Origin of the sequence: Paenibacillus psychroresistens, assembly GCF_009728935.1 — a bacterium.
Lineage (GTDB): Bacteria > Bacillota > Bacilli > Paenibacillales > NBRC-103111 > Paenibacillus_AC > Paenibacillus_AC psychroresistens.
The window spans coordinates 4,090,373-4,115,179 of the sequence record NZ_CP034235.1 but is presented as its reverse complement, the minus strand read 5'-3'; the positions used below and the strand labels follow the sequence as shown (position 1 = coordinate 4,115,179).

Genomic DNA, 24,807 nt, shown 5'->3' with positions numbered 1-24,807 from the left:
AGAAACAATTGAAAAAAGCATTATGCGTAATGATCGCCTTTATACTCCTAGCCGCTTCATACTCACCCACAGTGACAAATGCAGCCCAACAGAAGGTTAGCGCTAATCCTACGGTATCTTTTACAGTAGATAAAGTGGTCCTCACCTCAACTACAGATGCTCAAGCGCTAAGTTTTACTTTGAATTTGTCGAATCAGAGCACGCAAAATGTGGATTATAACCAATATGGAGTTCGGATTAAAGATAAAAACGGCAATAAATATTCGGCACAGTTAACGGAAAAGGCATCTGCAAGAATTTTGCCGAAAGTAACTCAAGCCTTTAAGTATGCCGCAACAATTCCCAGTGACTTATACATCAATCAGCTGAGCATCGAAATTTTTGCTTGGGATTATAGTCTGCCTTCCCTAATTCGAGTTCTAGGGAGCTTCGATGTAGCCTCAGCCGTAGATACGACAAGCAATGCACCTGTTATTAAACAAGCCACAGTAAATTTAAGTGCACTTGATGCCAAATTACCTAAAAATACTTCGGCTACCTTTACTTTACTAAGCAGCTATTCCGTTTTAAAGAGCAGCGGTTGGGTCATCTATTCAGACGTACTTATCGAGAATCTAAGCGCAAAGACGATTAAATTGCCTGACAATTTACTATTTAATCTGCGTGATGAGTCTAGTCTGTTCTTGTTAACCTCGGTGGTTGCAGGTCAAAATCAATCACTGCTTACGAAACAACGTCGAATAATTACTTTTCAAACGCCATTCAACTCTACGGCCACACCTACAACAAAAGGTTTAACTTTTGAGTTGAGAAAAAGGCCTTTAGTTGTCAACACTACGGGTACAGTATTAGGCGGCTTGCCGATGGATCCAACTTTTGTTGATTCCCGTGTAGGTACAGTTCTAACTGCACCCAATCTAGCTAATAATGCACTTACAATTGCAGCTGAGAAGGCGACATATAACCATAATACCTTCAATAATGCGATTGATGTGACCGTTACCTTGAAGAATGAAGGGAAAACGAGCTTACCCGTTCCTGCACTTTCAGGTAATTTTCAAGTAATGGATGGCTCGATATCAACTCCAGCTGTTGAGAAGGAGACTCATCCTGCAGCTTTGGCAGCTGGCGAGTCTACAACCTATCATTTCAAAGCAGAATTCCCACTAGCTTTAAATGAAAGCTCGATTCAGTTAGTGATAACGGGAGTGAAGTCAGCTACTCAAGCGATTAGCAAGCCAATTAATGTGATTACCCTTTCTACGAGTCATATTCAGCCAGGTGTTACTGGACTTACTGAAGTAACCTCCTTGGATCTAAAAGATTTCGATCCAACGCTTCCCATTCATTCGATGATCAATTTACAGGTGATTCGCAGCTTTCACTCCGTTTCAAATGGAGAGCCAATGATCAACTTAGAGGTTAGCGCAGAGAACGAAACAGCTGTTGCCTTAAAGCTTCCTGCGTCCTTATTGTTCGAAATACGCGATAGCGCGGAGCTTTCGTATCCGACTACTGCCATTAGTGGAGCTGATCAAACGATCATGCCTCATCAGAGCATTAAGTTTACGTTGCAAACTAAGACAGGCAGTAAAGACGAGCAAACGGCTTATTCTTTTGATTTTGTTAAGAAGGCGGCAACACCAGCAGAAGCAAATGTGCTCCTTGATTACATCGATATATCGAGTTCTTTTGCAAACACACAATCCGTGAACAGTCCATTGGTTACAGCCATTGGCAGGCTTGGAGTTACCTTGAAATCGACCTATAGATTGGCTTCTTCAAGCGGAGACGATATTCTCATGAGTGAAGTCGAGCTTGAAAATCTAGATACAAAAACAGTTACATTGCCAAACGAAGATGGGCTTTATGCCGGTTATATGTTAAATGATGTAGATGCTGGAGGCAAAATAGTGCGGATTCAAACATCCCCATACTTGTATCCTAATCAGAAAACAACCATCTACATTTACACAAAAGTCCCTTACAGTACTATAGCGGAAAACGGCTATATCTATGTGGGAGATGGCACGCTAAACAAACAAACATCTGTTTGGACTTCAACTCATGAATGGACTGAACTACCCTACACATTAGGTGCTAATACATTATCGGCAGCTGTGTTGGACAAGGAATGGGTGCTAACAGATGCAGGAAGAGCATCATCAGGTAAAATAGTGGACAGCCAAATTTATGATATTAACAATCAGAAAATGTTGGCTGTGCGTATCCTGCAAACAAATAAAGAGCTGCGAAATGGCAGCATTGTTCCTTACACGGGATATCTGACCGACACAAATGGATCTGTGCTCTCCTTAAAAACAACGGATGATACAGCAGGGACAGCTATTCTCTGTAACACTTGTACTGCTTTATCAACATTATGGACTGTATTGCCTACAGGTTTTACAACTGAGAATCAGAGCGTGATTTTCGGTCAAAAGCTGGATGATCAAGCTTTCACAACACCTCAGAAATATGCTTTTGTATCAAGTGGAGGAACTGCAACAAGTGGTTCATCATTAAGCAACATTGCGATTTATCCCTATACGATTAGTTTGCAGAATCCAAAGCTGACCTTATATAGCACAGGTTCGGGAGCTAATTCATCTGCTGCTTATGATATCGCCTTGGATTATACAATAAGTAAATCGATAGATGCAGCGGGTTCTGCCAAGAACAGAAGCTTGCAATTCACATTAACAGAAGGGGATGGCAAAGTAATCAAGACTTGGGATACGCCACTTGTTGGAGGGGGTGCCTGGACAACAGGCAGCAACAAGCTAAGCTTTGCCAATTCAGAAATTCCCGATCTGCAGAGCTTCATTAATTCCCGCCAGCTGAATGTTTACGAGAAATTCGAAGGTGGTACTAGATTACTCGGAACTATAGCTATTGATTGGTACTAGAATATTGACATGGAGGCAGCCAGCTATTATGGCTGCTTTTTTGTTTCACAGCTTATTACGTTAATGTTGACACCTTAACAGACATAAGAGTATTCTAATGTGTACTTAAAGGAGGTTTATATGTATGAAGTCTCATACCTCTGACCGTATTAAAATCCCGCCAGGATTTTGGGCAGGTTTACATCAATTAGGGATTTCCGCCGACGACGTAGCTTGTAAAGCACGACTGCCACTCACCATAATTACTGAACCTATAGTCTCCACTGCCCAGTACTTCGCAATCTGGCAGGCTTATTCCGATCTCATTGGCGACACTGCCGAAGGAATCATCAAGCTTGCGACCGTTTTTGAAACAGCGAAGTACCCACCGACCGTCTTAGCGACTTACCACGCTCGTGACTACCGCGACGCTCTAAACCGAATGGCACGGTACAAACAACTGTGCCCTCCCGAAAGCTTACATATCACCGAGCAGGGCAATCTCTGTACAATCGAACTGGAGTGGCTGAATACTGAGCAATCTGGTCCGCCGATGCTGGTTGGTATCACGCTGGCATTTCTTCTGGAGCTTGGGCGTCGAGGCACAGGTCAACCTTTGACGGCGCAGTTAGTCGAATTTTCGCAGCCAATGGGTGATGTACAGGCCCTTAAAGCTTTCTTCGGCTGCCGTATCCGGATAGGTGCACAATGTAACCGGTTGACGCTGCATCGAAGGGATCTGGACCGTCTCTTTATCTCGTACAACGAAGAGTTGCTGGAGATTCTGACTCCCGTTCTGGACCAATCGTTGGACGAACAGCAGCGCAGCCGCACAAGCAGCGAGACGGTCAAATGGATCATGAAACGCAGCCTCACAGCTGGGCGCCCCAACATTCAGGCTGTCGCGAAGGAGATGGGGATGAGTGATCGTACCTTGCAGCGCCGGCTTACTGACGAAAACACAAGCTTCAAGCATCTGTTGTCACAGGCTAGACATGAGCAGGCACGAGAGTACTTGGCAGACCCATCGCTCAATATTAAAGAAGTGGCTTTCTTGATTGGATATGAAGATCAGAACTCGTTCTACCGTGCCTTCCGCCTTTGGGAAGGTGATACTCCTTTAAATTGGCGCGTTAAACAAGAACTTTGGCGCAATAGGCTAGTTACTAAATAATCCAGACAAGTTAACATAAACACTATCCGGAGATAAGCAAAATAAAAGGAGAAATGTATTATGGATATGGGATTAAACAATAAAACGGCTTTAGTTACAGGTTCAACAAAAGGTATAGGTAAAGCAATTGCCATTGAACTTGCCAAAGAAGGTGCTAATGTACTAATTAATGGACGAAATTATGAAGAGGTAGAACGTACTGTAAATGAAATTAAGTCGGATTTCCCGGCTACATCTCCGCAAAATGCTACAGCCGATATAGTGGATATTCAACAAAGAGCAGCTTTATTTGAAAAATACCCTAACATTGATATTTTAGTTAACAATATGGGTATTTATGAAATTATGAAATACAAGGATATTGATGATGAAGTATGGGAAAAATACTTCCATACTAATGTTCTTGCTGCAAATGGATTATCAAAGTTTTATTTACCTAGAATGTTGAAAAAAGATTATGGCCGCATTATCTTTATTGCGAGCGAAGAAGCAATTATGCCTTCAGGACTAATGCCACAGTATAGTATGACAAAAGCTATGTTATTATCATTGTCAAAAAGCTTATCAAAGTTAACCAAAGGAACAGAAGTTACAGTCAATTCGATCATGCCAGGACCAACACTCTCTGAAAATGTGCATCAAATAATTGACGGAATGTACCCTAATGAAGATATGACTTTTTCAGATAAAGAGAAAAAATTTATGGCTGTAAACCTACCTCAATCTGAAATACAACGATTTATCAAGCCCATCGAAATAGGTAGACTAGCTACTTTTTTATGTAGTCCATATGCATCCGCATTTAAAGGTTCTCCAATCCGTATGGATGGGGGAATGGTACCGACTATTTTTTAACATTTTGCATATTTCAAAAATTGTATATAGGTTAGCAAATATACAACAAAAGGATGCGCCATATTGCAGTGTGGGCGCATCCTTTTGTTTAAGGCGTTAATTAACTAGGTTAATTACCTTGAATTTTCTCTTTTTCCTCTAAATACACATATCCATCCTCAACAACATCGAGCTTACCTGTATTCGGAGAGATAACTAGTCCATGAACCGCAATCTTCGGAAGAAGCGGGTGGTTGCGAATCAGCTTAACGCTGTTGCGGACACTTTCATTGACATCGTCAAAGCCTTTGAGCCATTTTTCAAGATCGAGCCCGTAATATTCCAAGGTTTTGATGGTTTCGTCCTTAATGCCTTCGGCCTTGAATTTCTCTTTCATCTTACTAGGATCAAGACTGCCCATTCCGCAATCTGTGTGCCCCACGATAAAAACTTCAGAAGCTTTTAGCTCATAAATCGCAACAATGATACTTCGCATAACGCTTCCGAATGGATGAGCTACAACCGCACCCGCGATTTTAATGATCTTCACATCGCCATTCTTAATATCCATGCTTGCAGGTAAGAGCTCAATTAAACGCGTGTCCATGCAGGTGATAATGACAAATTTCTTTTCAGGGAACTTTGAGGTTAGAAAAGGGATATATTTTTCATTCTCAACAAATTGTTTATTATAATCCAATACTTCATATAACAAGGTTTTCATTGCAATGCCCCCTTAGCAATTAAATTAAGATTATTATTATAGATCTGATTAGAGCTTTTTAATATAAATGAACGACCGGAGGCCTTATAGTCAATGATTAACCGATCTTCAAAGTAAATCTCATCTTTCCGCGCATAGAGGATATGTAAGTCGGAACCTGTAGCTTCTGACCAAGCCTCTGACTCAGCAGCAGCTGGTACCATCCATAATTGTGCCACTCCATTTACCGCGCAGCCGCAGCCTTCATTATCATAAACAAGTTTCAATGCATGCATGTCATTTTTAGCAAGCTGAGCTGTTATTTCGTTTTGCGCATTTGCTGTGACTGTAATCTCCATGGGATCAATCTCCTTATGCTTCTCTTTTAAAGGCTATTTTATCATAAACCAGAGAAAAGTTGCTTATAAAATAGAGAAAAAGGTATATTTATATTTAGAAAATGTTACAAATAGGAGGCTATTCCATATGAGTGAAGTTCAAAATCAATTAATAGCGTTTCGCGAATTAGTCAAAAAAATAAAAAGCTACGAGGAAGCAGTCGGTTTAATTTATTGGGATATGCGCACAGGCTTGCCGAAAAAAGGGGTTGAAAGCAGATCCGATGTGGTGGGAGTTCTCTCAACTGAGATGTTTAAATTATCGATTTCCGATGAAATGGGCGCTTTTTTACAATTCTTATCCGAACCACAGCATTGGGAGCAAGTAGACGAGTTAAATCGTAAAATAATCCTTGAATGTCAAAAAGATTATGATCGCAGCCGTAAGATTCCCACTGAAAAGTATCAAGCTTATGTGGTTTTAACTTCTAATGCAGAGTCGCTTTGGGAAACAGCCAAATCTACTTCGGATTATGCTTTATTCCAGCCCTATCTGGAGAAAATTATTGCAGCAAATCTCGAATTTATCGAGCTTTGGGGATATAAGGACAACAAGTATGACACCTTATTAGATATGTATGAGCCAGGGATGACCGTTGCCAAGCTCGATGAAGTATTTGGAGCCTTGCGTAAAAAGCTTGTGCCGTTGGCAGCCAGTATTCAAGCTTCAAAGAACCAACCGGAAACGGCCTTTCTTCGTCAAACCTTTTCCAAAGATCAGCAGCGTCAATTCAGCCTGTTTATTCTTAATCAAATGGGTTATGACTTTGAGGCTGGGCGCCTCGATGAAACAGTTCACCCTTTTGCTACAGGCTTAAATCCAGGAGATGTACGCATTACGACTCGTTATTTAGAGGATGATGTGGTTAGTGCCTTGTTTGGTACCATCCATGAGGGGGGCCATGCTTTATATGAGCAGAATATCTCTGCAGAATTAATCGGGACGAATTTATGCACAGGCACATCGATGGGTATTCATGAGTCACAGTCTCGTTTCTGGGAGAACATGATTGGTCGGAGCGCTTCGTTCTGGAACCGATATTATGCGGATCTGCAAAAAACATTCCCAGGCCAATTTGATGATGTGTCAGTTGAAGCGTTCTACAAAGCTATCAATGAAGTTAAACCTTCCTTAATTCGGATTGAAGCGGATGAGTTAACTTATAACTTACATATTATGATCCGGTATGAAATTGAAAAAGCGTTGTTTAACGAAACGATTACAGCTGCCGAGCTCCCCCAATTCTGGAATGAGAAATACAAGGAATACTTAGGGGTAGAGCCTTCAACCAACGAAGAGGGCGTTCTGCAGGATGTTCATTGGTCAGGTGGTGCTTTTGGCTACTTCCCATCCTATGCTCTAGGCAACATGTATGCCGCGCAAATGCGTCATACCATGCTTGCGCGTATGCCTAATTTTGAGGAGCTTGTAGAGCAAGGCAATCTGCTTCCTATCAAGGAATGGCTAGTTGAGCAAATATATCAATATGGCAAGTCATTGACTCCCGCAGAAATTATTCAACAAGTAACAGGAGAAGCATTGAATCCGGATTATCTAGTTGCTTATTTGGAAGAGAAGTATCAAGAAATTTATAAACTGGTTTAATTTATTCTCATCAAGGAGGGCATAAGCTTTGATTGGGATTCGTGTGATCAAAACAGCAGCAGCTGTTGTTATAGCGATTTATCTAGCTCAATTTTTTGATTTGCTTTCCCCGTTTTCAGCTGGACTTTTTGCCGTATTGGGTGTGGATGTTACTAAAAAACGCGGAATTAAAACCTCCGCGATTCGGATTCTTGCTTCTTTAGTTGGGTTACTTTTAGCTGCATTAATTTTTTATTCATTGGGCTATCATATTTGGGCAATTGCGGTATTCGTCCTTGTGGTATATTCGTTATTGGCTAAGCTTAACCTTCATGATGGCATCGTCACAAGTACCGTAGTGATGCTCCATTTATTTGCCTTGCAATCTGTTTCTTTGACACATATCATGAATGAAGTTTATTTGTTAATTATCGGTTTGGGCTTGTCCACAATCATTAATTTGATCTACATGCCCAATGAGCACCCTAAGCTGGATCAAGCGAGAATTCGGCTGGAAGAGCTGCTTTCAGCAATATTTAAAGAATTTGCGCTACATCTTAATGATAATGAGAATCACGTTTGGGACGGTAAAGAGCTGCTGGAGGCTTATGATGTAATTGAAGCAGGCAACCTTATCGCAGAGCGGTCTGCAGATAATAAGCTTTTGCAAGGTAATGGCGATTGGGTGCGTTATTACGAGATGCGACGCCAGCAATTAGAATCAACGCAACGCATGCTTGATCTCGTAGCCCAGGTCTATCGCTCGTTGCCGCATGGCCATCAGATCGCACAGCTTTTCGAGGAATTGAGTGTCGAGGTAAAGATGGAATACTATCAAGGTAATGTGGATAAACATCTCTCGGAAATGGAGGCCGACTTCAAGAAGTATCCATTACCTGTGTCTCGCGATGAATTTGAGGTGCGTTCAGCCCTGCTGCAGCTTTGTGTAGAGCTTAAAAACTATCTATCAATTGCCAAAAGAAGTAAAAAGCGTAAAGAAGCGTAATCTTTTATTTAGAAACTGCAAAAATAGTTGTCACTCTAGACGTATGTCCTGCATACAATTTAAAAGAATGATCGTATGGAGGAGGTAGCAAGGATGTCAATCAAAGATAAAGACCTGCAATGTCGAGAGATCATTACGAAAGCGGTCTGCGGCAAAGGTCGGAAGTTCAGTCAGGTGAGCCATACCGTCACTCCGCCGCATGCTCCGACCAGCATCTTAGGCGCATGGATTATTAACAATCAATACGAATCGGCAAAGTCCAGCGACGGGGTAGAGGTATTAGGTACTTACGATATTAACATTTGGTATTCTTATGACAAAAATACGAAAACGGATGTTGCCAAAGAATCTGTCTCGTATGTTGATGTTGTTCCGTTAACCTACTTAGATAAAAAACATAAGGCAGGTACCGTAGAGGTTTCAGCTGACGCCACACAGGAGCCGAACTGTGTGGAGGCAAGCGTTTCCGCGCAAGGAAACAGTGTAATCATTCGAGTGGAACGTGAATTCGCAGTTGAAATGATTGCTGAAACCAAGGTATGCATCGTCGTATGTGACGGTGGGTGTGATGATGACGGAGATAAGCATTTTGACTTTGATGCCAGCAGCAGCTTAGATTACGATGACTTAGATCCAGAAACATTTGACGAAGATTTGAATTAAGTTAATTTAAAGTAGTATATGATTCATCATGTAGTTTGGCAGGGGGCAATTGCCCTCTTTTTTTTGCGAATATTGGATAGTATATAATTTTATACTTTCCGTAGATATTCCTTGGCAAACGCACCCGTCCAATAGGACGGTGTAGCCGTTTACCCTGGCTATTATTAATTATTTTCACGGATATTATAGGAGAGAGGTTGAGCTGAAATGGAAACTTATCTATTACATAACAATCAATCCGGCGTAGATAAATTACTTCCTTTGTTACATTTTGAGCATGGTGAGAGCTTGTCTCCAATTTTCCAAAAAACAATGATCCTCTCATGGGGAGCTGATTTCTCAGGAAGAACAATTACTGGTGAAAATATCCAGATTTTTAATGATCCGAAAAGCGTGCTTCAGTGTAATAATAAAAAAACAATGCGTCAGATCATAGAGCTACACGGGCTCAAAATTTCCCCAGCTGAAAATAGGCCTGAATATCGAATCGAGTATAGAATACCGATCTTTCACCTTAAAGCGCTAAGTGTATTTATTAAAAAAAGTAAAACAACATTGTGGTCGTCTAGATTGTCTTTTTCAGAATCCAATCGGGGCCGTTTTGAAGAGCTGGAAGTGAATGAACGGGTAGGCTTTTATGTTAGGCGTGCCATGCGTGAAGCTCGAAAAGCTGTATATGCGTTAGGGTTAGAGTTTGCTTTAGTGCATATTGGCATTCTAGGAAGGGGAGATACAGTAGTTATCGATGTGAATCCCACACCTGTGTTAAATCAAAGATTAGCCCAATGTTATGCAGATGAAATGAATGCTTTTGCTACCGAACTAAGGACTGTAAACCCTCCATATATAGCTAGAGTTAAGCCAATTCTAATTGGTGCGGATCCCGAATTCATCCTGCGTAAACCAAATGGGAAGATTGTCTCAGCGGATCGTTTTATGGGGAGAGAGGGTGTTGTTGGCTGTGATGCTGTGGTTCTCTCTGGACATCGAATTGTACTGCCGCTAGTTGAGCTTCGTCCACAACCGAGCACAAGTCCGATTATCCTAACTCATCATATAAGAAACCTAATGCAGAAAGCGCAGAAAATGATCAACGAGCCCGAATTAGATTGGTTAGCTGGTGCGATGCCAGTAAAAGGCTTACCTTTAGGCGGACATATCCATTTCAGTGGAGTCGAGGTTAATTCGATGCTGCTTCGCGTACTGGATAATTATTTAGCGCTGCCGTTAGTATTATTAGAAAGTGAAAGCATTTATCATCGCAGGCCACGATATGGTTTTTTAGGTGATTTTAGACGTCAATCCCACGGTGGCTTTGAATATCGCTCGCTCCCGAGCTGGCTGGTATCTCCAACCGTCACAGTGGGAGTACTGTCGCTTGGTATGGTCATTGCTCACCATTATCTGGAATTGCAGCAGCGTCCATTGCGGTTATTAGAGGTGCAACGAGCCTTTTATCAAGGAGCTAAAGATAGAATTAAACCCCACATCGAGAAGCTTTGGTTGGATATTAAACAAACCACTACGTATCTGAAATATCAAAAAGAGCTGAACCGCTTATTCCAAATGATTTTGCTAAAAGAAGATTGGCAGGAGGAACAGGACTTTCGTAAAAATTGGAGAATCGATTCTCAGCGTGAATTCATGTTATAATAAATTCATTACGGATCACTGATAAAGGACAACAATTTACCCATTAACAGTATCCGTATACGAACTGGATGTATGGAGGATTAAGATGATTAAATATACACCAATGATAGAACAATACTTGTTAGTAAAAGCAGAAGTGCCCGATGCTTTTTTATTTTTTCGACTCGGTGATTTCTATGAAATGTTTTTTGATGACGCGATATTAGCTTCTAAAGAATTGGAAATAACCTTAACAGGCAGAGATGGCGGGACTCAAGAGAAAATTCCGATGTGTGGAATTCCTTATCATGCTGCAGAGAATTATATAGCCCGCTTAATTGAAAAAGGCTATAAAGTCGCGATTTGTGAGCAAGTAGAGAAACCAGAAGAGGCCAAAGGTATCGTACGCCGTGAAATTGTGCGGATTGTTACTCCAGGAACTCTAATGGAAGGCAAGATGCTTAGTGATTCCGTTAATAACTATATTGCAGCGGCTATAGCTCACGATGATAAATATGGCTTTGCCGTTTGTGATCTGTCGACTGGAGAGCTTCATGTTACTTCTGTTGAACTCTCGCTTGAGCTTCTATTGGATGAATTTACGGCGTTCGCACCTTCAGAAATGTTGGGTGCCGCAGATTTAGTGGAGCAAGTAAGAGCTAATTTATTGCTGACTTCTAAAGCAGTTGTTTTTACTCAATGGGACTCTGTAGATGAACAATTCACTCGACAGCATTTCGCTGCGGAGCATATTAAGCCGCTCGACCCAGCATGCTTGTACGCGCTAACCTTATTAATGAATTATCTGAGCGCTACACAGAAAAGAATGCTTTCGCACATTACGCATATTAGGCAATATGAATCCAATCAGTTTATGATGATGGATTCCTTCACCAGACGGAACCTGGAATTGGTTGAAACGGTAAGGGAGCGCAGCAAAAAAGGCTCATTGCTATGGCTGCTGGATGAAAGTGTTACCTCTATGGGCGGAAGAATGCTGCGTCGATGGATTGAGAAGCCGCTTATGCAAGTTGCGCAGATTGATCAAAGACTGGAAGCGGTAGATTGCTTTTATCGCCAGTTGATCATTCGTGACGATATTCGTCACCATTTACAACAGATTTATGATTTGGAGCGTTTAACAGCTCGAATCTCCTATGGTAGTGCTAATGGACGAGATTTGCTCGCCCTGCAGCTGTCACTAGCGGCTATTCCAGCCTTGCGCCAGATTTGCCTCGATTCGGATTCCAATACTCTACAGCAATTAGCCAAGCGTATGGATCTCTGTGAGGATGTATTAAGCTGGATTTCAGCAGCGATAGTGGACGAGCCCCCAGTATCGATTCGAGATGGCGGAATCATTCGTGATGGTTACCATGAGCATCTGGACCAGTTAAAAGAAGCCGATCGCAATGGCAAGCAGTGGATGGCCGAGCTCGAGCGGCAGGAACGAGAAAAGACAGGAATTAAATCATTAAAAATTGGCTATAATCGGATATTTGGTTATTACATAGAAATAACGAGGTCACATCTGGTCAATCTGCCTGAAGGTACTTATGAACGTAAACAAACGCTTGCTAATGCTGAACGTTTTGTAACACCTGAGCTTAAGGAAAAAGAAGCCTTGATCCTTGAAGCGCAAGAGAAAATGGTCGATATCGAGCAGGAGCTGTTTATTAAGCTAAGGGAACAAATTGCACAGCAAATTTCCCGCTTGCAGCAGCTTGCTGAAATTGTGGCTGAGGTAGACGTCTATCAATCACTTGCTACCGTAAGTGCAGCGAATCGCTTTAAACGTCCTTATCTTACGGATGGCTACAGCTTTCAAGTCGGACAAGGCAGACATCCGGTTGTGGAAACTGTGATGAAATCAGGCTCATTTGTGGCCAATGACACCCATTTAAGTGAAGAGGATGGCATAGTTTTATTGATTACCGGACCTAATATGGCGGGTAAAAGCACTTATATGCGACAAGTTGCTATCATTGCGATTATGGCTCAAATCGGTTGCTTTGTGCCCGCTGAGCATGCTAACGTTTCGCTGATTGATCGAATTTTTACGCGGATTGGAGCTGCTGATGATTTAATTGCCGGTCAGAGTACTTTTATGGTAGAAATGATGGATATTCAAGTCATGACGGAGAAAGCTACCAAACGCAGCTTAGTGATTATTGATGAGCTGGGTAGAGGAACGTCAACAGGTGAGGGAATGGCTATCGCCCAAGCTGTGATTGAATTTATGCACGATGAGATTGGCTGCAAGACCCTGGTCTCGACGCATTTTCATGAATTGGCTCATTTGGAGGAAACCTTAAGCTCTTTACGCAATTATTGCATGGCAGTCAGAGAAAGCAACCAGCAGGTGACTTTCTTACGCAAGCTGATACCCGGAGCGGCAGATACCAGCTATGGCATCTATTGTGCCCGTATAGCAGGCTTGCCTGAATCGATTATCCAAAGATCCTATACGTTATTAAATGGTTTTATAGCTAGAGAATCGATAGCTCCGTATGAGACTCAGCAGGTAGCTGCTGCCGCAGAGCCTTTTGTACAGCTTAGCTTATTTGCTGAAGCGGACAAGCCGCAGGCGGATAAAGCCAAAAAGAAGCTGGATCCTAAAACCGAGCAGGTCATAGATGAGCTTCGCAATGCAGACATCATCAACATGACACCTTTGCAAGCGATGAATTTGGTTTATGAGCTCAAGAAAAAGCTAGCTGAGAAATAAAACAAGCTTAGAGAAAGGGATGAGTCCATGTTTCGTTATATTTCTAGAGCTAAGCTTCATAAGTCCTTGCGAAAAAGTCTACTTATTCTTACCCTATCAACCTTAGGTACTCTACCCATCCTATCGATCGCAAGCGCAGCGGATAGTACAGCGCCGACCGCAGTTACGGATGAAGTATTCAAGCTGCTTCAAGATAACCATTTCAGCGCAGTCTCACCGGAAAAGCTGAGCGACAACGCGATTAAAGGCATGGTAGATGGGCTTAATGATCCTTATACCGTCTATTTTACGCCTAAGGAATGGAAAGGCTTTGAGAACGCTTTGGAGCAGAACTATGTGGGAATCGGAGTTCGTTTAAATACGGATGAAAATGGAATCTTTATAACTGAAATCTTTAAAGGCTCCCCTGCTGAAGCGGGGGGGATTAAGATTGGTGATTACATCACAGGTGTAGATGGGAAGACAACGAAGAAGGTAACCGTTGATAAGCTCATTGAAATGGTGCTGGGTGAAGAGAATACCAATGTAACGATCACAGTAACTCGCAATAAAGAAGTGCTTGACCTGAAGATGCTTCGTAAAACAATTAATTTGCCAGTAGTGACGGGCAAGCTATTCGAGGATGGTACAGGTTATATACAGCTATCAAGCTTCTCGACGGACGCAGACGAATTGTTTGCAGCTAAGCTTAAGGAATTCCAACAAAATCACATTCGTTCCTTAGTGATTGATTTACGCGACAATGGCGGTGGATTATTGGACACGGCGAGCAATATTGCCAAGCTTTTCATTAAAGAAGGCACATTAATCCATACTAACGATCGCAACCATATCGATGCGCCGATTACCTTGAAAGGCGGGGCAACTGTTGATTTTCCAGTTTATGTACTGGTGAATGAGAATAGCGCAAGCGCATCTGAGGTACTAGCTGGAGCTTTACAGGATTACAAGCTAGCCACAGTAATAGGAACCAAAAGCTTTGGTAAAGGAAGCGTACAATCGATCTTCCCTCTAAGCAATGGTGGAGTCTTGAAAGTAACCATCGAGGAATATTTAACTCCCAAAAATCACAAAGTCAATAAAGTCGGAATTACTCCAGATATCGAGTCATTAGGTTATGTACCACAGCTAATCACTGCTTTTCAAACTGCAGGGATGAAGGAAATTAAGCTAACGAAAAATAATAATGAAATCTCAATTAACAATCAAGCCTTTGGCGGAGAGAATTATACAATTAAGACCGTTAATAATAAAATATATGTGCCATCGCGAATTTTGGCTACGCTGATTAAAGGTAAAATAAGCTGGAATACAGCTGCCAAAGCTGTTCAAATTACCGCCTCGAATAAAAATGAAGTATTTCCGGTGACTGCAGGGGGGACCCTGAATGAAAAAGGCACTACTTATCTCGAGCTCGCAAGCTTTAGTAAAAAATTCCCGCAGCTGCAATGGTCGATGGAAAAGGATCTGCTGACACTGCAAGTGAAAGGAAAATAAGCCATGGGTATAATACATGTTTTAGATGATCATATTGCTAATCAGATTGCTGCGGGCGAAGTAGTAGAGCGGCCTTCCTCCGTAGTGAAGGAGCTTGTAGAAAACAGTGTCGATGCTGGCAGTACGACAATTGATGTTACCATTGAAGAAGGTGGGCTGCAGCTAATTCGAGTGGTAGACAATGGTTCAGGAATCGAACAGGACGATTGTGAGCTCGCCTTTTTTCGCCATGCGACAAGTAAAATCAACTCAGGCAAGGAATTGTTTCAGATTCGGACGCTTGGCTTTCGTGGTGAGGCATTACCCAGTATTGCTGCCGTTTCCAAGGTTGAATGCACAACATCCACCACTAAGAATGGTCTGGGCAGGACGCTGATAATTGAAGGCGGCACGGTACGCTCTTTTGTCGAGGCGGCGGCACGCCAAGGAACAGATTTTAAAGTTCGCGAATTGTTCTACAATACACCTGCACGGTTAAAGTACATGAAGACAATTCAGACTGAACTTGGCAACGTATCCGATTATATATACCGATTAGCCATGGCGCATCCGCAGATTGCCTTTACTCTGCGACATAATGACAATCTATTGCTGCAAACCTTGGGCAATGGCGATCTATTGCAGGTTATCGCTGCTGTATATGGTTCAACGTCTGCTAAGCAGTTAATCCCTGTACAGGAGGAAAGTTTAGATTACACGGTTCAAGGCTATGTCTCTAAACCGGAATGGACACGAGCCAATCGCTCAGGCATTACCACGATTATTAACGGCCGTTACATCCGTAATTTTGCTTTAGCACAAACGATTCTACATGCTTATCATACTTACTTACCGATTAATCGCTATCCTGTTGCTGTTTTGCATATTACGATGGATCCGTCCTTGCTTGATGTCAATGTTCATCCATCCAAGCTTGAGGTTCGATTTAGTAAAGAACCGGAGCTGCTTGCTTGTCTGGTCAAAACGATTGAAGACGGTTTAAAGAAAGTTAACTTGATACCGCAGGGAGGTCAACAGCGCAAGCTGGATAAACCCGCTGTGGTTCAAGAACAAATGGAGCTTTATCGACCAACAACGACTCCAAATAGCCAAGCCCCAAGCAGATCAGTACCTAGCAGTACAGCTCTAAGCAGCTCAACACCAAATAACTATAGCTTTCCTAAACCGACTATAGATTTCACACGAGCTAAAGTAAATGAATATGTACCTATGCCCGCTCCTGAACGTAAATCGGTACCATATGATGCCGTTCAAAGATTAATGCAGCCGGCAGTCGAGTTGGAGCAACCTATTAAACTGCCATCATTCCCAGAGTTAACGCCTATTGGTCAATTGCATGGGACTTACATTGTGGCTCAGAACGAATTGGGTTTGTTCTTAATTGACCAGCACGCAGCTCATGAACGGATTCATTATGAATATTATTATGAGCAATTTGGCCATCCAGCTGACGCCAGTCAGCAATTATTAGTCCCGATTACCTTGGACTTCACACCCACGGATGCGGCCATGCTCAAGCTTAAATTAGACATATTCGTCCAAGCAGGTGTATATATTGAGCATTTTGGCGGGCAATCTTTTATCGTCCGTGCTTATCCTCATTGGTTTCCAGCAGGCGAAGAACAAGCGATTATTGAGGAAATGGCGGAGTGGATTCTCGCTGAGAAAAAAGCGATTGATCTAACTAAAATTCGTGAGAAGGCGGCCATCATGTGCTCATGTAAAGCCTCGATCAAAGCTAACCAATTCCAGACGATTGCGGAAATGGAAGCCTTGTTGGAGCGTCTGGGTGCTTGTAAAGTTCCTTATACCTGCCCGCATGGAAGACCCATTGTCGTTAGTTTTTCTACGCACGAGCTTGAAAAAATGTTCAAACGGGTGATGTAATGCTAGTGACAACTTCTTACAAGCCATCGAATGAATTAGCCATTAAAGCACAACGAATTGCTGATCAGCTAGGTGGAGGAAAATATGTTTTGCGTCGACAGTTTTCATTGCCAGCGTTGCGGAAACGATATACCGAAACTGAAATTATGCTGCTGACGGAGCGGGAAATTCGTTATTATACTTCAACGGATGATTCTGCGATATTTTTTCATCCAAGCACAGCAGCCATTCGGATTAAACGCTTAATTCGAGGCGAAGTGGATCCTCTAATTGCATTTGCAGGTATTAGTGAAGGAGACTCCGTGCTGGATTGCACAGCAGGGCTAGCCTCAGATTCAATTGTGTTTGCTTACGCAGTTGGCGCAACAGGCAGCGTGGTTGCGCTTGAAAGCGAACCGACGCTTGTTATGCTTCTACAGGAAGGGCTTAGCTGCTACGAATCTCCGATTGCTGAGATAACCGAAGCCATGCGTAGAGTCAAGGTCGAGCATGCAGATCACTATTCCTATCTTCAAAGCTTGGAAGCTAAGAGCATCGACTACATCTATTTTGATCCGATGTTCCGCACCCCAGTTGTCGATTCCAGTGCAATTTCACCTTTGCGTGAGATTGCGAATATGCAAGCTATTCAGCTAGAAACTATTACAGAAGCCAAGCGAGTCGCACGCAAAAAAATTATTATGAAAGAACTTAAAGATAGTACTGAATTCGCGCGATTAGGCTTTGCCACAACCTATCGATCCCAGACTAACATAGCTTATGGAGTGATTGAATTATGAGTCAATTGATTAACTCCGACAAACCCAAATTACTTGTTCTTGTCGGACCTACTGCTGTTGGCAAGACAAAGCTAAGCCTTGAATTAGCAAGAATCCATGGATGTGAAATTATTTCAGGTGACTCTATGCAGGTTTATCGAGGGATGGATGTCGGTACAGCCAAAATTTCTTATGAAGAGCAAGAGGGCATCCCACACCACCTGATTGACATCATTGAACCCGATGAAGCTTTCTCGGCAGCTTCTTTCCAACAATATGCGGAGCCATTAATTCTTGATATTCAAGCGAGAGGCCAGCTTCCGTTCATTGTGGGAGGCACCGGGTTATATATAGAATCACTTTGCTATCAATTTCAATTTAGTGAGGCGACAGCTGATGAAGCTTTTAGGCAGGAGCAAGCAATTTACTTAGCGGAGCATGGTGAACTGGCACTACATGAGAAATTAAGAGCCGTAGATCCGACTTCTGCGGAACGCTTGCACCCTAATAATACACGCCGTGTGGTGCGAGCCTTAGAAATCTTGCATCTCACAGGAATTACACTTTCAACACAATTAGCTGGCCAGTTGAAGCAATCCCCTTATGAGTTATGCATCATTGGGTTGACAATGGATAGGGATTTGCTATATAAACGAATTGAACATAGAATTGATTTAATGCTCGAGCAAGGATTGGTTGAAGAGGTGCGTATGCTCCTTGACAAAGGTTATACAACGGATTATGTTTCCATGCAAGGATTGGGCTATAAAGAGATCATTCGCTATCTGCAAGGCGAGTATACTTTAGAGGCTGCTATCACGCTTTTAAAACGGGATACCCGGCATTTTGCCAAGCGTCAGTTATCATGGTTTCGTCATATGAAAGACATTAATTGGGTGGATGTGACAGACTTCACAAACTTTTCTACGCATTTGCAAAAGATTAATGATATAATAGCAGGAAAGTTTACGCTTCCATAAGAATATACATCAGAACAGCCTATGTTTTGACTGTAATTGTTTCATTTTATTAAAAAATGGTTAAACAAAAATCTAGGGGGTACTTTCATGAACAAATCGATCAATATTCAAGACAACTTTCTCAATCAGCTGCGCAAAGAAAGCATTCCCGTGACAGTCTATTTAACAAATGGATTTCAAATTCGCGGCATTATTAAAGCATTTGACAATTTCACGATTATTATTGACAGCGAAGGCAGACAGCAAATGGTTTATAAGCATGCTATCTCTACATTTACTCCGTTAAGGTCCGTATCTTTTATTCAAGATCCAACTGCTGAATAATTATGGATAAATGGCTACGCCATCTTTCTGAAAGAAGATGGTGCTTTTATCCGAAAATATAAGAGCTGTATACAGGGTGAAACTTATACTTTCTTATATTTTGAAATACACTATAACGAGCAATTAATAATTGTTGCCCGTTACCAGTTTAACGCAACCTAATGAGTGCAATTACGTCTAATAGAATAAAGCTTGCTGCAGAGCAACCCAAGCTTTACGCGGGTTGCTCTTTTAATTAGAGAGATGAATAGGGGATGTTCCATGTCTAGAAACATGAATACCAAACCAAAAAAGAAAAAGAAATCCAAATGGTCCGTACGCAGAATGATATTCTGGATGATTATTACGGCCGGTACTGCAACGGTTTGTGTGCTAGTTGGCTATGCTTTAATTATTTTTAATGGCCAGAAGCTGCTGGGTAAGATTGATCCAAGTGAATTAGTTATGGGAAGCCCTACAGCTATTTACGATGAAAAAGGCGTTTTTGTAGCTAATTTAAATCAATTAAAAAGCGAGCCTGTTAAATATACGGATATCCCGCCTTTGATGATTGACGCCGTTATTGCTACAGAGGATAAACGGTTTAATGAGCATACCGGAATCGACTTTCTTTCGATTGGGCGTGCTGTCGTTAAGGATATTATTCACCGTTCTGCAGTTGAAGGCGGGAGTACGATTACCCAACAGCTGGCCAAGAATATCTTATTTGAAAATCCCGATAAAACATTATTCCGTAAAGCAACTGAAGCATCCTTAGCGATAGCTTTGGAAGAACAATTTACAAAAGAAGAGATTATTACTTTATATCTCAACCGAATTAATTTTGGCAATCGCTCGTATGGAATCAAGGTCGCAGCGAAGCGTTATTTTGACAAGGAGCTTAAGGATCTGGAGCTGTGGGAAATGGCTACATTAGCTGCGATTCCTAAATCGCCTAAGTATTATTCACCCGTTCTCTACCCGGATAACTCCAAAGATCGTCGTGCTGTGGTTCTTAAGCTGATGTTTGATCAGGGCTTTATTACCGAGGCAGAGAAGGATAAGGCTAATGCAGTAATCTATAAAGCTCCTCCTCAGGTCGCAACCTCAGAGAATTATTTATCCTTTATTGATTATACGGTTGAAGAAGCATTGGATAAGTATAATATTGAAGAGGATGCGCTTAAAAAAGGCGGCTACAAAATATATACAACGATGAATACCAAAGCCCAAAAGATCATGGAGGAATCGTTTAAAAATGATAAAATGTTTCAAAAAAGCGATGAAGAGCAGCAATTTCAAGGTGCTATGGTTATCGTTGATCACAAGACCGGTGGATTAGTTGCCATGGTTGGAGGACGCGATTATGAGAAGCAAGGTCTAAACCGTGCAACGCTTAAACAACAACCAGGTTCATCGTTTAAACCATTGGCTGTTTATGCGCCTGCCATTGAAACTGGAGAGTATAATCCATATTCCATTCTGGAGGATAAGCAAAACGATTACAATGGCTACAAACCACGCAATTATAACAACCAATACTTAGGTGAGGTTACGATGTTTGACGCAGTTAAAAAGTCGATGAATCAGCCTGCTGTATGGCTTTTGAATGAGATTAAAATGGCTAGAAGCTTGAAGTTTCTTAAAGCTTTGGATATTCCATTGGAGAAAAATGATGAGAACTTAGCCATTGCACTTGGTGGATTAACTAAAGGAGCTACACCCATTAGTATGGCTCAAGCCTATGGCAGCTTTGCTAATAATGGAGCTATGTATACCGCGCATTCCATTCTCAAAATCACATTAAATGATGAGGTCATTGAAACCTTTAAAGCAGATAAGCCTAAGCAAGTGATGAGCAAAAAAACCGCCTGGTATACGACACTTTTATTGAAAGGTGTTATTGAATCCGGTGGAACGGGTACGGCAGCTAAGATGAACCGCCCAGTTGCAGGTAAAACGGGCTCTACACAATTAACTATTAAAGGCTATGAGAAGTTTACCAAGGATCTGTGGTTTGTTGGTTACACACCTGAATGGACGGCAGCCGTTTGGATGGGATTCGATAAACCGGATAAAAACCATTACGTTACGATCAGCAGCGGCAGTGCAGCTGCGTTGTTTAAGGATGTTATGAGCAAAGCACTAGATAAAGTACCTGTAACTAACTTCGTTAAACCAAGTGGTGTACCTGAGTTAACAGAACCGCCTAAAGGCATTATCGATTTAACTGTGACCTTGGATCCTGCTCTTCCTAATAAAGCGAACATAAATTGGACACCCATTGCAGACTCTGCAGTTTCATATCGGATTTATCGCAAATCAACAGAAACGGAATTTGAGATGCTGGCGGAGATCAAGAATAACCAAGCTGTTAGTGACCTAACGATCGTCCCTGGGCAAACCTATCAGTATTATGTGGTTACTTTCTTGCCTGACTCTAACACGGAATCCAACAATTCCAATGTTGTAGATTTAGTTGTTCCCGTAACTGATGTAAGTCCATCGCCTACAGAATTGATAATCCCGTCACCTACAGATGACGGTACAATTCCAGTGATTAGTGAATCACCTAATCCAGAAGAATCAACTAATCCAGATGAAACACCTAGTCCAACACCAACGGAATCTTCGACGCCAGAACCAACACCAAGTTTAACGCCAACGGAGTCGCCGCTTCCCACACCAACACCTGTACCTGTAATCGAAGTTCAGCCTTAATTGGGATAAGATGAAATTTTATTAGGGCTATGTTATACTTTCAAAAGAAATTGTATGAATACACAATATATAAAAAAAGGTGGATGTTATTAAGAATGACTAAAGTACGTTCGATTTTAATGTTGAGTTTGATCTTATGTTTAGCAGCAGTAACAATGTCAGCATGCGGTAAAGTAAAAAACTTAACGGAAGGCCAATCTGTGGCACCTTCGCAAGCACCAGCGGCTTCTGTAGCTCCTGCAGCAGCAGAGTCACTATGTACTAAAGCTGTACAAGCTACACCAGTAGATAAGACAATTTCAACTGTAAAAAGCTATGCGGCAGCTCCAGAAATGACCATTGATGCAAGTAAAACCTATTGTGCTATTGTGCAAACGAGTAAAGGTAATTTGACGTTAGAATTATTTGCGAAGGATGCACCTAAAACCGTAAACAATTTTGTGTTTCTAGCTAAAAACAACTTTTATAACGGGATTATTTTTCACCGAATTATACAATCCTTTATGATTCAAACAGGAGATCCCGAAGGTACAGGAGCGGGTGGGCCGGGCTATTCTTTTGAGGATGAGCTTACAGGACCACAAAATTATGAGCCAGGCGTGGTTGCCATGGCAAATGCCGGAGCCAATACGAATGGCAGTCAATTTTTTATTAATACAGTAGACAATTCTAAAAATTTGCCGAAGAATTATTCTATATTCGGAAAAGTAGTAGCTGGTATGGATACAGTAACGAAAATTGCAGCAACACCAGTAGAAGCAGGCGGAGAGGGTTCAACCCCAACCGAGAAAGTAACGATCGATTCTGTACAAATTATTGAGCTTTAAGAAGCAATAAGTAGAAAAAACCGTCCAATATCTGGACGGTTTTTTGCTGTGTATTTAGCGTATAGCCGATGGATTTTTGCCGAAATGCTTTTTGAATTGCTTACTGAAGAAATAAACATCCTTATAACCCAGCGCATCCGCAGTCTCGGAAACGGTTAAACCTCCGTAATGCAAAAGAAATTCCGCTCGTTCAATCCTACTCCGAATCTCATAGTCGCGTGCATTAACCCCCATTATCTCTTTAAATTTTGCTGAGAAATAACGTGGAGACAGCTGAGCCCTATTTGCCAGTTCTTCAATGCTGAACCAATTTGCAGAATGCTCTCTCATATAATTGGCAATTTCTAGAATCCGATCATATAAAACTAAGCTAGTTTTGGGTTTAACATCTAGTTCCAGCTGATCGTATCGGAGTAGTTGAATCATTAGCTGTTTAAGAATCAGATTAGCTTCCACTTCTGAACCAAATAATGCAGACAATCTTGCATGAACATATCGACTTAATAACGTTTCTATTTCAGTGAGATTAGAAAGCTGTCTGTAGGTTGAAGGAATAAGATTTGGCTGCTCAAGGAAATTGAAATGGATATAAGTAAGTACTAATGGATGTTGTTTATCATGGCTGGCACTTGTATAATCCCCGGGCTTGAACAAAAAACAGCTGCCTTTTCCAACGGAATAGGAAGTGCCATTAACAATCACTTCACCCGTACCTTCCCAAACATAGAACAAGTCATAATTGCTCAAAGGCAGCTCGCGTTGCGGCCATTTCCAGGTGGGCTCACATTTAATTTTGGAATAAAAGGGAGTGGGTAAGTAGGCTGCTTCTGGAAGGTAAATCACTCTATCACCTCTGTAAAAGAATACAAAATTTTAAACGATCATTCCATTTTCTTAAATAGATCTTAACGATATATTAAGAGGAATACAACAGATGAGTAGATGGAAAAGTTTCAATAGAAGGGTGAGAGTCGAATGAGCAGCTATATACAAAATTTATTCGCCGCTAGAATTGGCGGCAGGCAATTTGGCCAAGATGAAATACTCTATAAATTCGAAAAGATTAAACAGGCAAAACGTGAAGCCGTAAGATTGAATCCCCATATCATTTTATTAGATTTTGGAGTGGGTGAACCGGATTGGATGGCAGATGAACCGGTAATTAATATTCTAGCAGATGAGGCAAGCAAGTGGGAAAACCGCGGCTACGCTGATAATGGAAGCCTAGCATTTAAAGAAGCAGCTGCTATGTATATGGAAAGTACATTTGGTGTGCGTGAACTTGACCCGTTAACGGAGATCAATCATTGCATCGGTTCAAAATCAGCACTCGCCCAGCTGCCGGCTGCTTTTATAAATGAAGGTGATATTACGCTGAGGACTGCACCCGGATACGAGATAATCGGTACACATACAGAATGGATGGGTGGTGAGGTTTATTTATTACCTTTGCTTGCTGAGAATCAATTCCTGCCTAATTTAAGCTCTATCCCGGAAAACATCAAAAAACGGGCTAAGCTTTTGTATCTGAATTATCCGAATAATCCAACAGGGGCGACAGCAACTAAGGCATTTTATGAAGAGGTTGTGCAATTTGCCAGAGATAATCAAGTGATTGTAGTTTCGGATGAAGCCTATAGCGGTCTGACTTTTGATAATGAGCTGCCGTTGTCTTTCTTATCGATACAGGGTGCTAAAGAGGTCGGAATTTCCATACACTCCCTGTCTAAGGCATTTAATATGACTGGCTGGAGATTAGGGTTTATCGCCGGAAATGAAAGAATCATTCATGCTATCAAAGCAGTGAAGGATAATTACGATTCAGGGCAATTTATGGCCATTCAAAAAGCAGGAGTCTATTGCTTAAACCACCCAGAGATTACAAAGGCAACCAATGCTAAATATTCTAGACGACACGACTTATTAACAAATGTATTAAATGGTATAGGTTTTAAAGCTGTTAAACCCAAAGGATCATTTTTCCAATATGTAGAAGCTCCACGTGGGTTGAAAGCGGGTATAACCTTTAATACTGCCGAAGATTTCTCACAATATTTAATAACCGATAAGCTGATTTCAACCGTACCCTGGGATGATGCAGGCAAGTATATCCGTTTTTCTGTAACCTATACAGCAACCATAGAGCAAGAAGTAGCCGTTATGGAAGAATTAAAAAGTCGCCTTTGCCATGTACCGTTTATCTGGTAATTCAAGAGGAGTGAG

General features: G+C 41.7%; 19 protein-coding genes. 16 read left to right on the top strand and 3 right to left on the bottom strand.

Translation table 11 applies throughout. From position 1 onward, the window contains the following. The first annotated feature begins 8 nt into the window (after nt 1-8). The 3 genes from EHS13_RS18595 to EHS13_RS18585 all read left to right on the top strand — a co-directional run bounded on the left by EHS13_RS18595 (nt 9) and on the right by EHS13_RS18585 (nt 4,917). Nucleotides 9-2,909, top strand: coding sequence for a hypothetical protein (locus tag EHS13_RS18595; RefSeq protein ID WP_155701802.1), 2,901 nt, complete (start codon nt 9-11; stop codon nt 2,907-2,909). Nucleotides 2,910-3,033: 124 nt separating this feature from the next. Further along, entirely contained in the window at nt 3,034-4,062 is a 1,029-nt protein-coding gene (locus EHS13_RS18590) for an AraC family transcriptional regulator (RefSeq protein WP_155701801.1), read from the top strand. 60 nt (nt 4,063-4,122) lie between these two features. Further along, nucleotides 4,123-4,917 (top strand): SDR family NAD(P)-dependent oxidoreductase, encoded by a 795-nt coding sequence (locus EHS13_RS18585; RefSeq protein ID WP_155701800.1) that lies wholly within the window; start codon nt 4,123-4,125, stop codon nt 4,915-4,917. Between the two features lie 109 nt (nt 4,918-5,026). On the opposite strand, the gene EHS13_RS18580 is transcribed toward EHS13_RS18585, so the two are convergent. Together EHS13_RS18580 and EHS13_RS18575 are read right to left on the bottom strand one after the other, a co-directional pair. Continuing rightward, entirely contained in the window at nt 5,027-5,620 is a 594-nt protein-coding gene (locus EHS13_RS18580) for a beta-class carbonic anhydrase (RefSeq protein ID WP_155701799.1), read from the bottom strand. Further along, entirely contained in the window at nt 5,617-5,958 is a 342-nt protein-coding gene (locus EHS13_RS18575) for an iron-sulfur cluster biosynthesis family protein (protein ID WP_155701798.1), read from the bottom strand. Before EHS13_RS18575 ends, EHS13_RS18580 begins: the two co-directional genes overlap by 4 nt. 127 nt (nt 5,959-6,085) lie before the next feature. Here EHS13_RS18575 and EHS13_RS18570 point away from each other — a divergent pair, with 127 nt between their 5' ends. The 12 genes from EHS13_RS18570 (at nt 6,086) to EHS13_RS18515 (ending at nt 22,584) form a co-directional block, all read left to right on the top strand. Further along, a complete protein-coding gene (locus EHS13_RS18570; protein WP_155701797.1) occupies nt 6,086-7,603 on the top strand; it encodes a carboxypeptidase M32 in 1,518 nt (505 codons plus the stop codon). Between the two features lie 28 nt (nt 7,604-7,631). Continuing rightward, nucleotides 7,632-8,588 (top strand): aromatic acid exporter family protein, encoded by a 957-nt coding sequence (locus tag EHS13_RS18565; RefSeq protein ID WP_227013426.1) that lies wholly within the window; start codon nt 7,632-7,634, stop codon nt 8,586-8,588. Nucleotides 8,589-8,681: 93 nt separating this feature from the next. Next, nucleotides 8,682-9,251: an outer spore coat protein CotE gene (locus EHS13_RS18560; protein WP_155701796.1), complete on the top strand. Its 570-nt coding sequence runs from the start codon at nt 8,682-8,684 to the stop codon at nt 9,249-9,251. Between the two features lie 207 nt (nt 9,252-9,458). After that, on the top strand, nt 9,459-10,904 hold the full coding sequence (locus EHS13_RS18555) for a putative amidoligase domain-containing protein (RefSeq protein WP_155701795.1): 1,446 nt from the start codon (nt 9,459-9,461) through the stop codon (nt 10,902-10,904). A gap of 85 nt (nt 10,905-10,989) precedes the next feature. After that, nucleotides 10,990-13,611 (top strand): DNA mismatch repair protein MutS, encoded by a 2,622-nt coding sequence (gene mutS, locus EHS13_RS18550; RefSeq protein WP_155701794.1) that lies wholly within the window; start codon nt 10,990-10,992, stop codon nt 13,609-13,611. Nucleotides 13,612-13,638: 27 nt separating this feature from the next. Further along, nucleotides 13,639-15,108 carry a S41 family peptidase gene (locus EHS13_RS18545; RefSeq protein ID WP_155701793.1) on the top strand — a complete coding sequence of 490 codons (1,470 nt, stop codon included), beginning with the start codon at nt 13,639-13,641 and terminating at the stop codon, nt 15,106-15,108. 3 nt (nt 15,109-15,111) lie between these two features. Then, nucleotides 15,112-16,995 (top strand): DNA mismatch repair endonuclease MutL, encoded by a 1,884-nt coding sequence (mutL, locus tag EHS13_RS18540; protein WP_155701792.1) that lies wholly within the window; start codon nt 15,112-15,114, stop codon nt 16,993-16,995. Continuing rightward, complete coding sequence (locus tag EHS13_RS18535) at nt 16,995-17,774, top strand: class I SAM-dependent methyltransferase (protein ID WP_155701791.1); 780 nt, start codon at nt 16,995-16,997, stop codon at nt 17,772-17,774. Before mutL ends, EHS13_RS18535 begins: the two co-directional genes overlap by 1 nt. Then, nucleotides 17,771-18,733 carry a tRNA (adenosine(37)-N6)-dimethylallyltransferase MiaA gene (gene miaA, locus EHS13_RS18530; protein ID WP_405083504.1) on the top strand — a complete coding sequence of 321 codons (963 nt, stop codon included), beginning with the start codon at nt 17,771-17,773 and terminating at the stop codon, nt 18,731-18,733. The genes EHS13_RS18535 and miaA overlap by 4 nt, the downstream gene beginning before the upstream one ends. 87 nt (nt 18,734-18,820) lie before the next feature. Beyond that, nucleotides 18,821-19,057, top strand: coding sequence for an RNA chaperone Hfq (hfq, locus tag EHS13_RS18525; RefSeq protein WP_155701790.1), 237 nt, complete (start codon nt 18,821-18,823; stop codon nt 19,055-19,057). A 261-nt stretch (nt 19,058-19,318) separates the two neighbouring features. Continuing rightward, nucleotides 19,319-21,757, top strand: coding sequence for a PBP1A family penicillin-binding protein (locus EHS13_RS18520; RefSeq protein ID WP_162463163.1), 2,439 nt, complete (start codon nt 19,319-19,321; stop codon nt 21,755-21,757). 95 nt (nt 21,758-21,852) lie between these two features. Then, the gene (locus tag EHS13_RS18515) at nt 21,853-22,584 is read left to right on the top strand and encodes a peptidylprolyl isomerase (protein WP_227013425.1); all 732 of its coding nucleotides are present in this window, start codon (nt 21,853-21,855) and stop codon (nt 22,582-22,584) included. A gap of 54 nt (nt 22,585-22,638) precedes the next feature. Here EHS13_RS18515 and EHS13_RS18510 read toward each other — a convergent pair whose 3' ends face one another. After that, nucleotides 22,639-23,427 carry an AraC family transcriptional regulator gene (locus EHS13_RS18510; RefSeq protein WP_155701788.1) on the bottom strand — a complete coding sequence of 263 codons (789 nt, stop codon included), beginning with the start codon at nt 23,425-23,427 and terminating at the stop codon, nt 22,639-22,641. 132 nt (nt 23,428-23,559) lie between these two features. On the opposite strand from EHS13_RS18510, the gene EHS13_RS18505 reads away from it, so the two are divergent. Further along, nucleotides 23,560-24,792, top strand: a complete 1,233-nt coding sequence (locus EHS13_RS18505) for an LL-diaminopimelate aminotransferase (protein ID WP_155701787.1) — start codon at nt 23,560-23,562, stop codon at nt 24,790-24,792. Nucleotides 24,793-24,807: the final 15 nt, after the last annotated feature.

Excerpts from the sequence above, each read along its gene's own strand:
- miaA (WP_405083504.1), top strand. The coding sequence starts at position 17,771 with ATGAGTCAATTGATTAACTCCGACAAACCCAAATTACTTGTTCTTGTC.
- EHS13_RS18520 (WP_162463163.1), top strand. The coding sequence starts at position 19,319 with ATGTCTAGAAACATGAATACCAAACCAAAAAAGAAAAAGAAATCCAAA.
- EHS13_RS18555 (WP_155701795.1), top strand. The coding sequence starts at position 9,459 with ATGGAAACTTATCTATTACATAACAATCAATCCGGCGTAGATAAATTA.
- mutS (WP_155701794.1), top strand. The coding sequence starts at position 10,990 with ATGATTAAATATACACCAATGATAGAACAATACTTGTTAGTAAAAGCA.
- hfq (WP_155701790.1), top strand. The coding sequence starts at position 18,821 with ATGAACAAATCGATCAATATTCAAGACAACTTTCTCAATCAGCTGCGC.
- EHS13_RS18570 (WP_155701797.1), top strand. The coding sequence starts at position 6,086 with ATGAGTGAAGTTCAAAATCAATTAATAGCGTTTCGCGAATTAGTCAAA.
- EHS13_RS18505 (WP_155701787.1), top strand. The coding sequence starts at position 23,560 with ATGAGCAGCTATATACAAAATTTATTCGCCGCTAGAATTGGCGGCAGG.
- EHS13_RS18560 (WP_155701796.1), top strand. The coding sequence starts at position 8,682 with ATGTCAATCAAAGATAAAGACCTGCAATGTCGAGAGATCATTACGAAA.
- EHS13_RS18585 (WP_155701800.1), top strand. The coding sequence starts at position 4,123 with ATGGATATGGGATTAAACAATAAAACGGCTTTAGTTACAGGTTCAACA.
- EHS13_RS18575 (WP_155701798.1), bottom strand. The coding sequence starts at position 5,958 with ATGGAGATTACAGTCACAGCAAATGCGCAAAACGAAATAACAGCTCAG.
- EHS13_RS18580 (WP_155701799.1), bottom strand. The coding sequence starts at position 5,620 with ATGAAAACCTTGTTATATGAAGTATTGGATTATAATAAACAATTTGTT.
- EHS13_RS18590 (WP_155701801.1), top strand. The coding sequence starts at position 3,034 with ATGAAGTCTCATACCTCTGACCGTATTAAAATCCCGCCAGGATTTTGG.
- EHS13_RS18545 (WP_155701793.1), top strand. The coding sequence starts at position 13,639 with ATGTTTCGTTATATTTCTAGAGCTAAGCTTCATAAGTCCTTGCGAAAA.
- EHS13_RS18535 (WP_155701791.1), top strand. The coding sequence starts at position 16,995 with ATGCTAGTGACAACTTCTTACAAGCCATCGAATGAATTAGCCATTAAA.
- EHS13_RS18515 (WP_227013425.1), top strand. The coding sequence starts at position 21,853 with ATGACTAAAGTACGTTCGATTTTAATGTTGAGTTTGATCTTATGTTTA.
- mutL (WP_155701792.1), top strand. The coding sequence starts at position 15,112 with ATGGGTATAATACATGTTTTAGATGATCATATTGCTAATCAGATTGCT.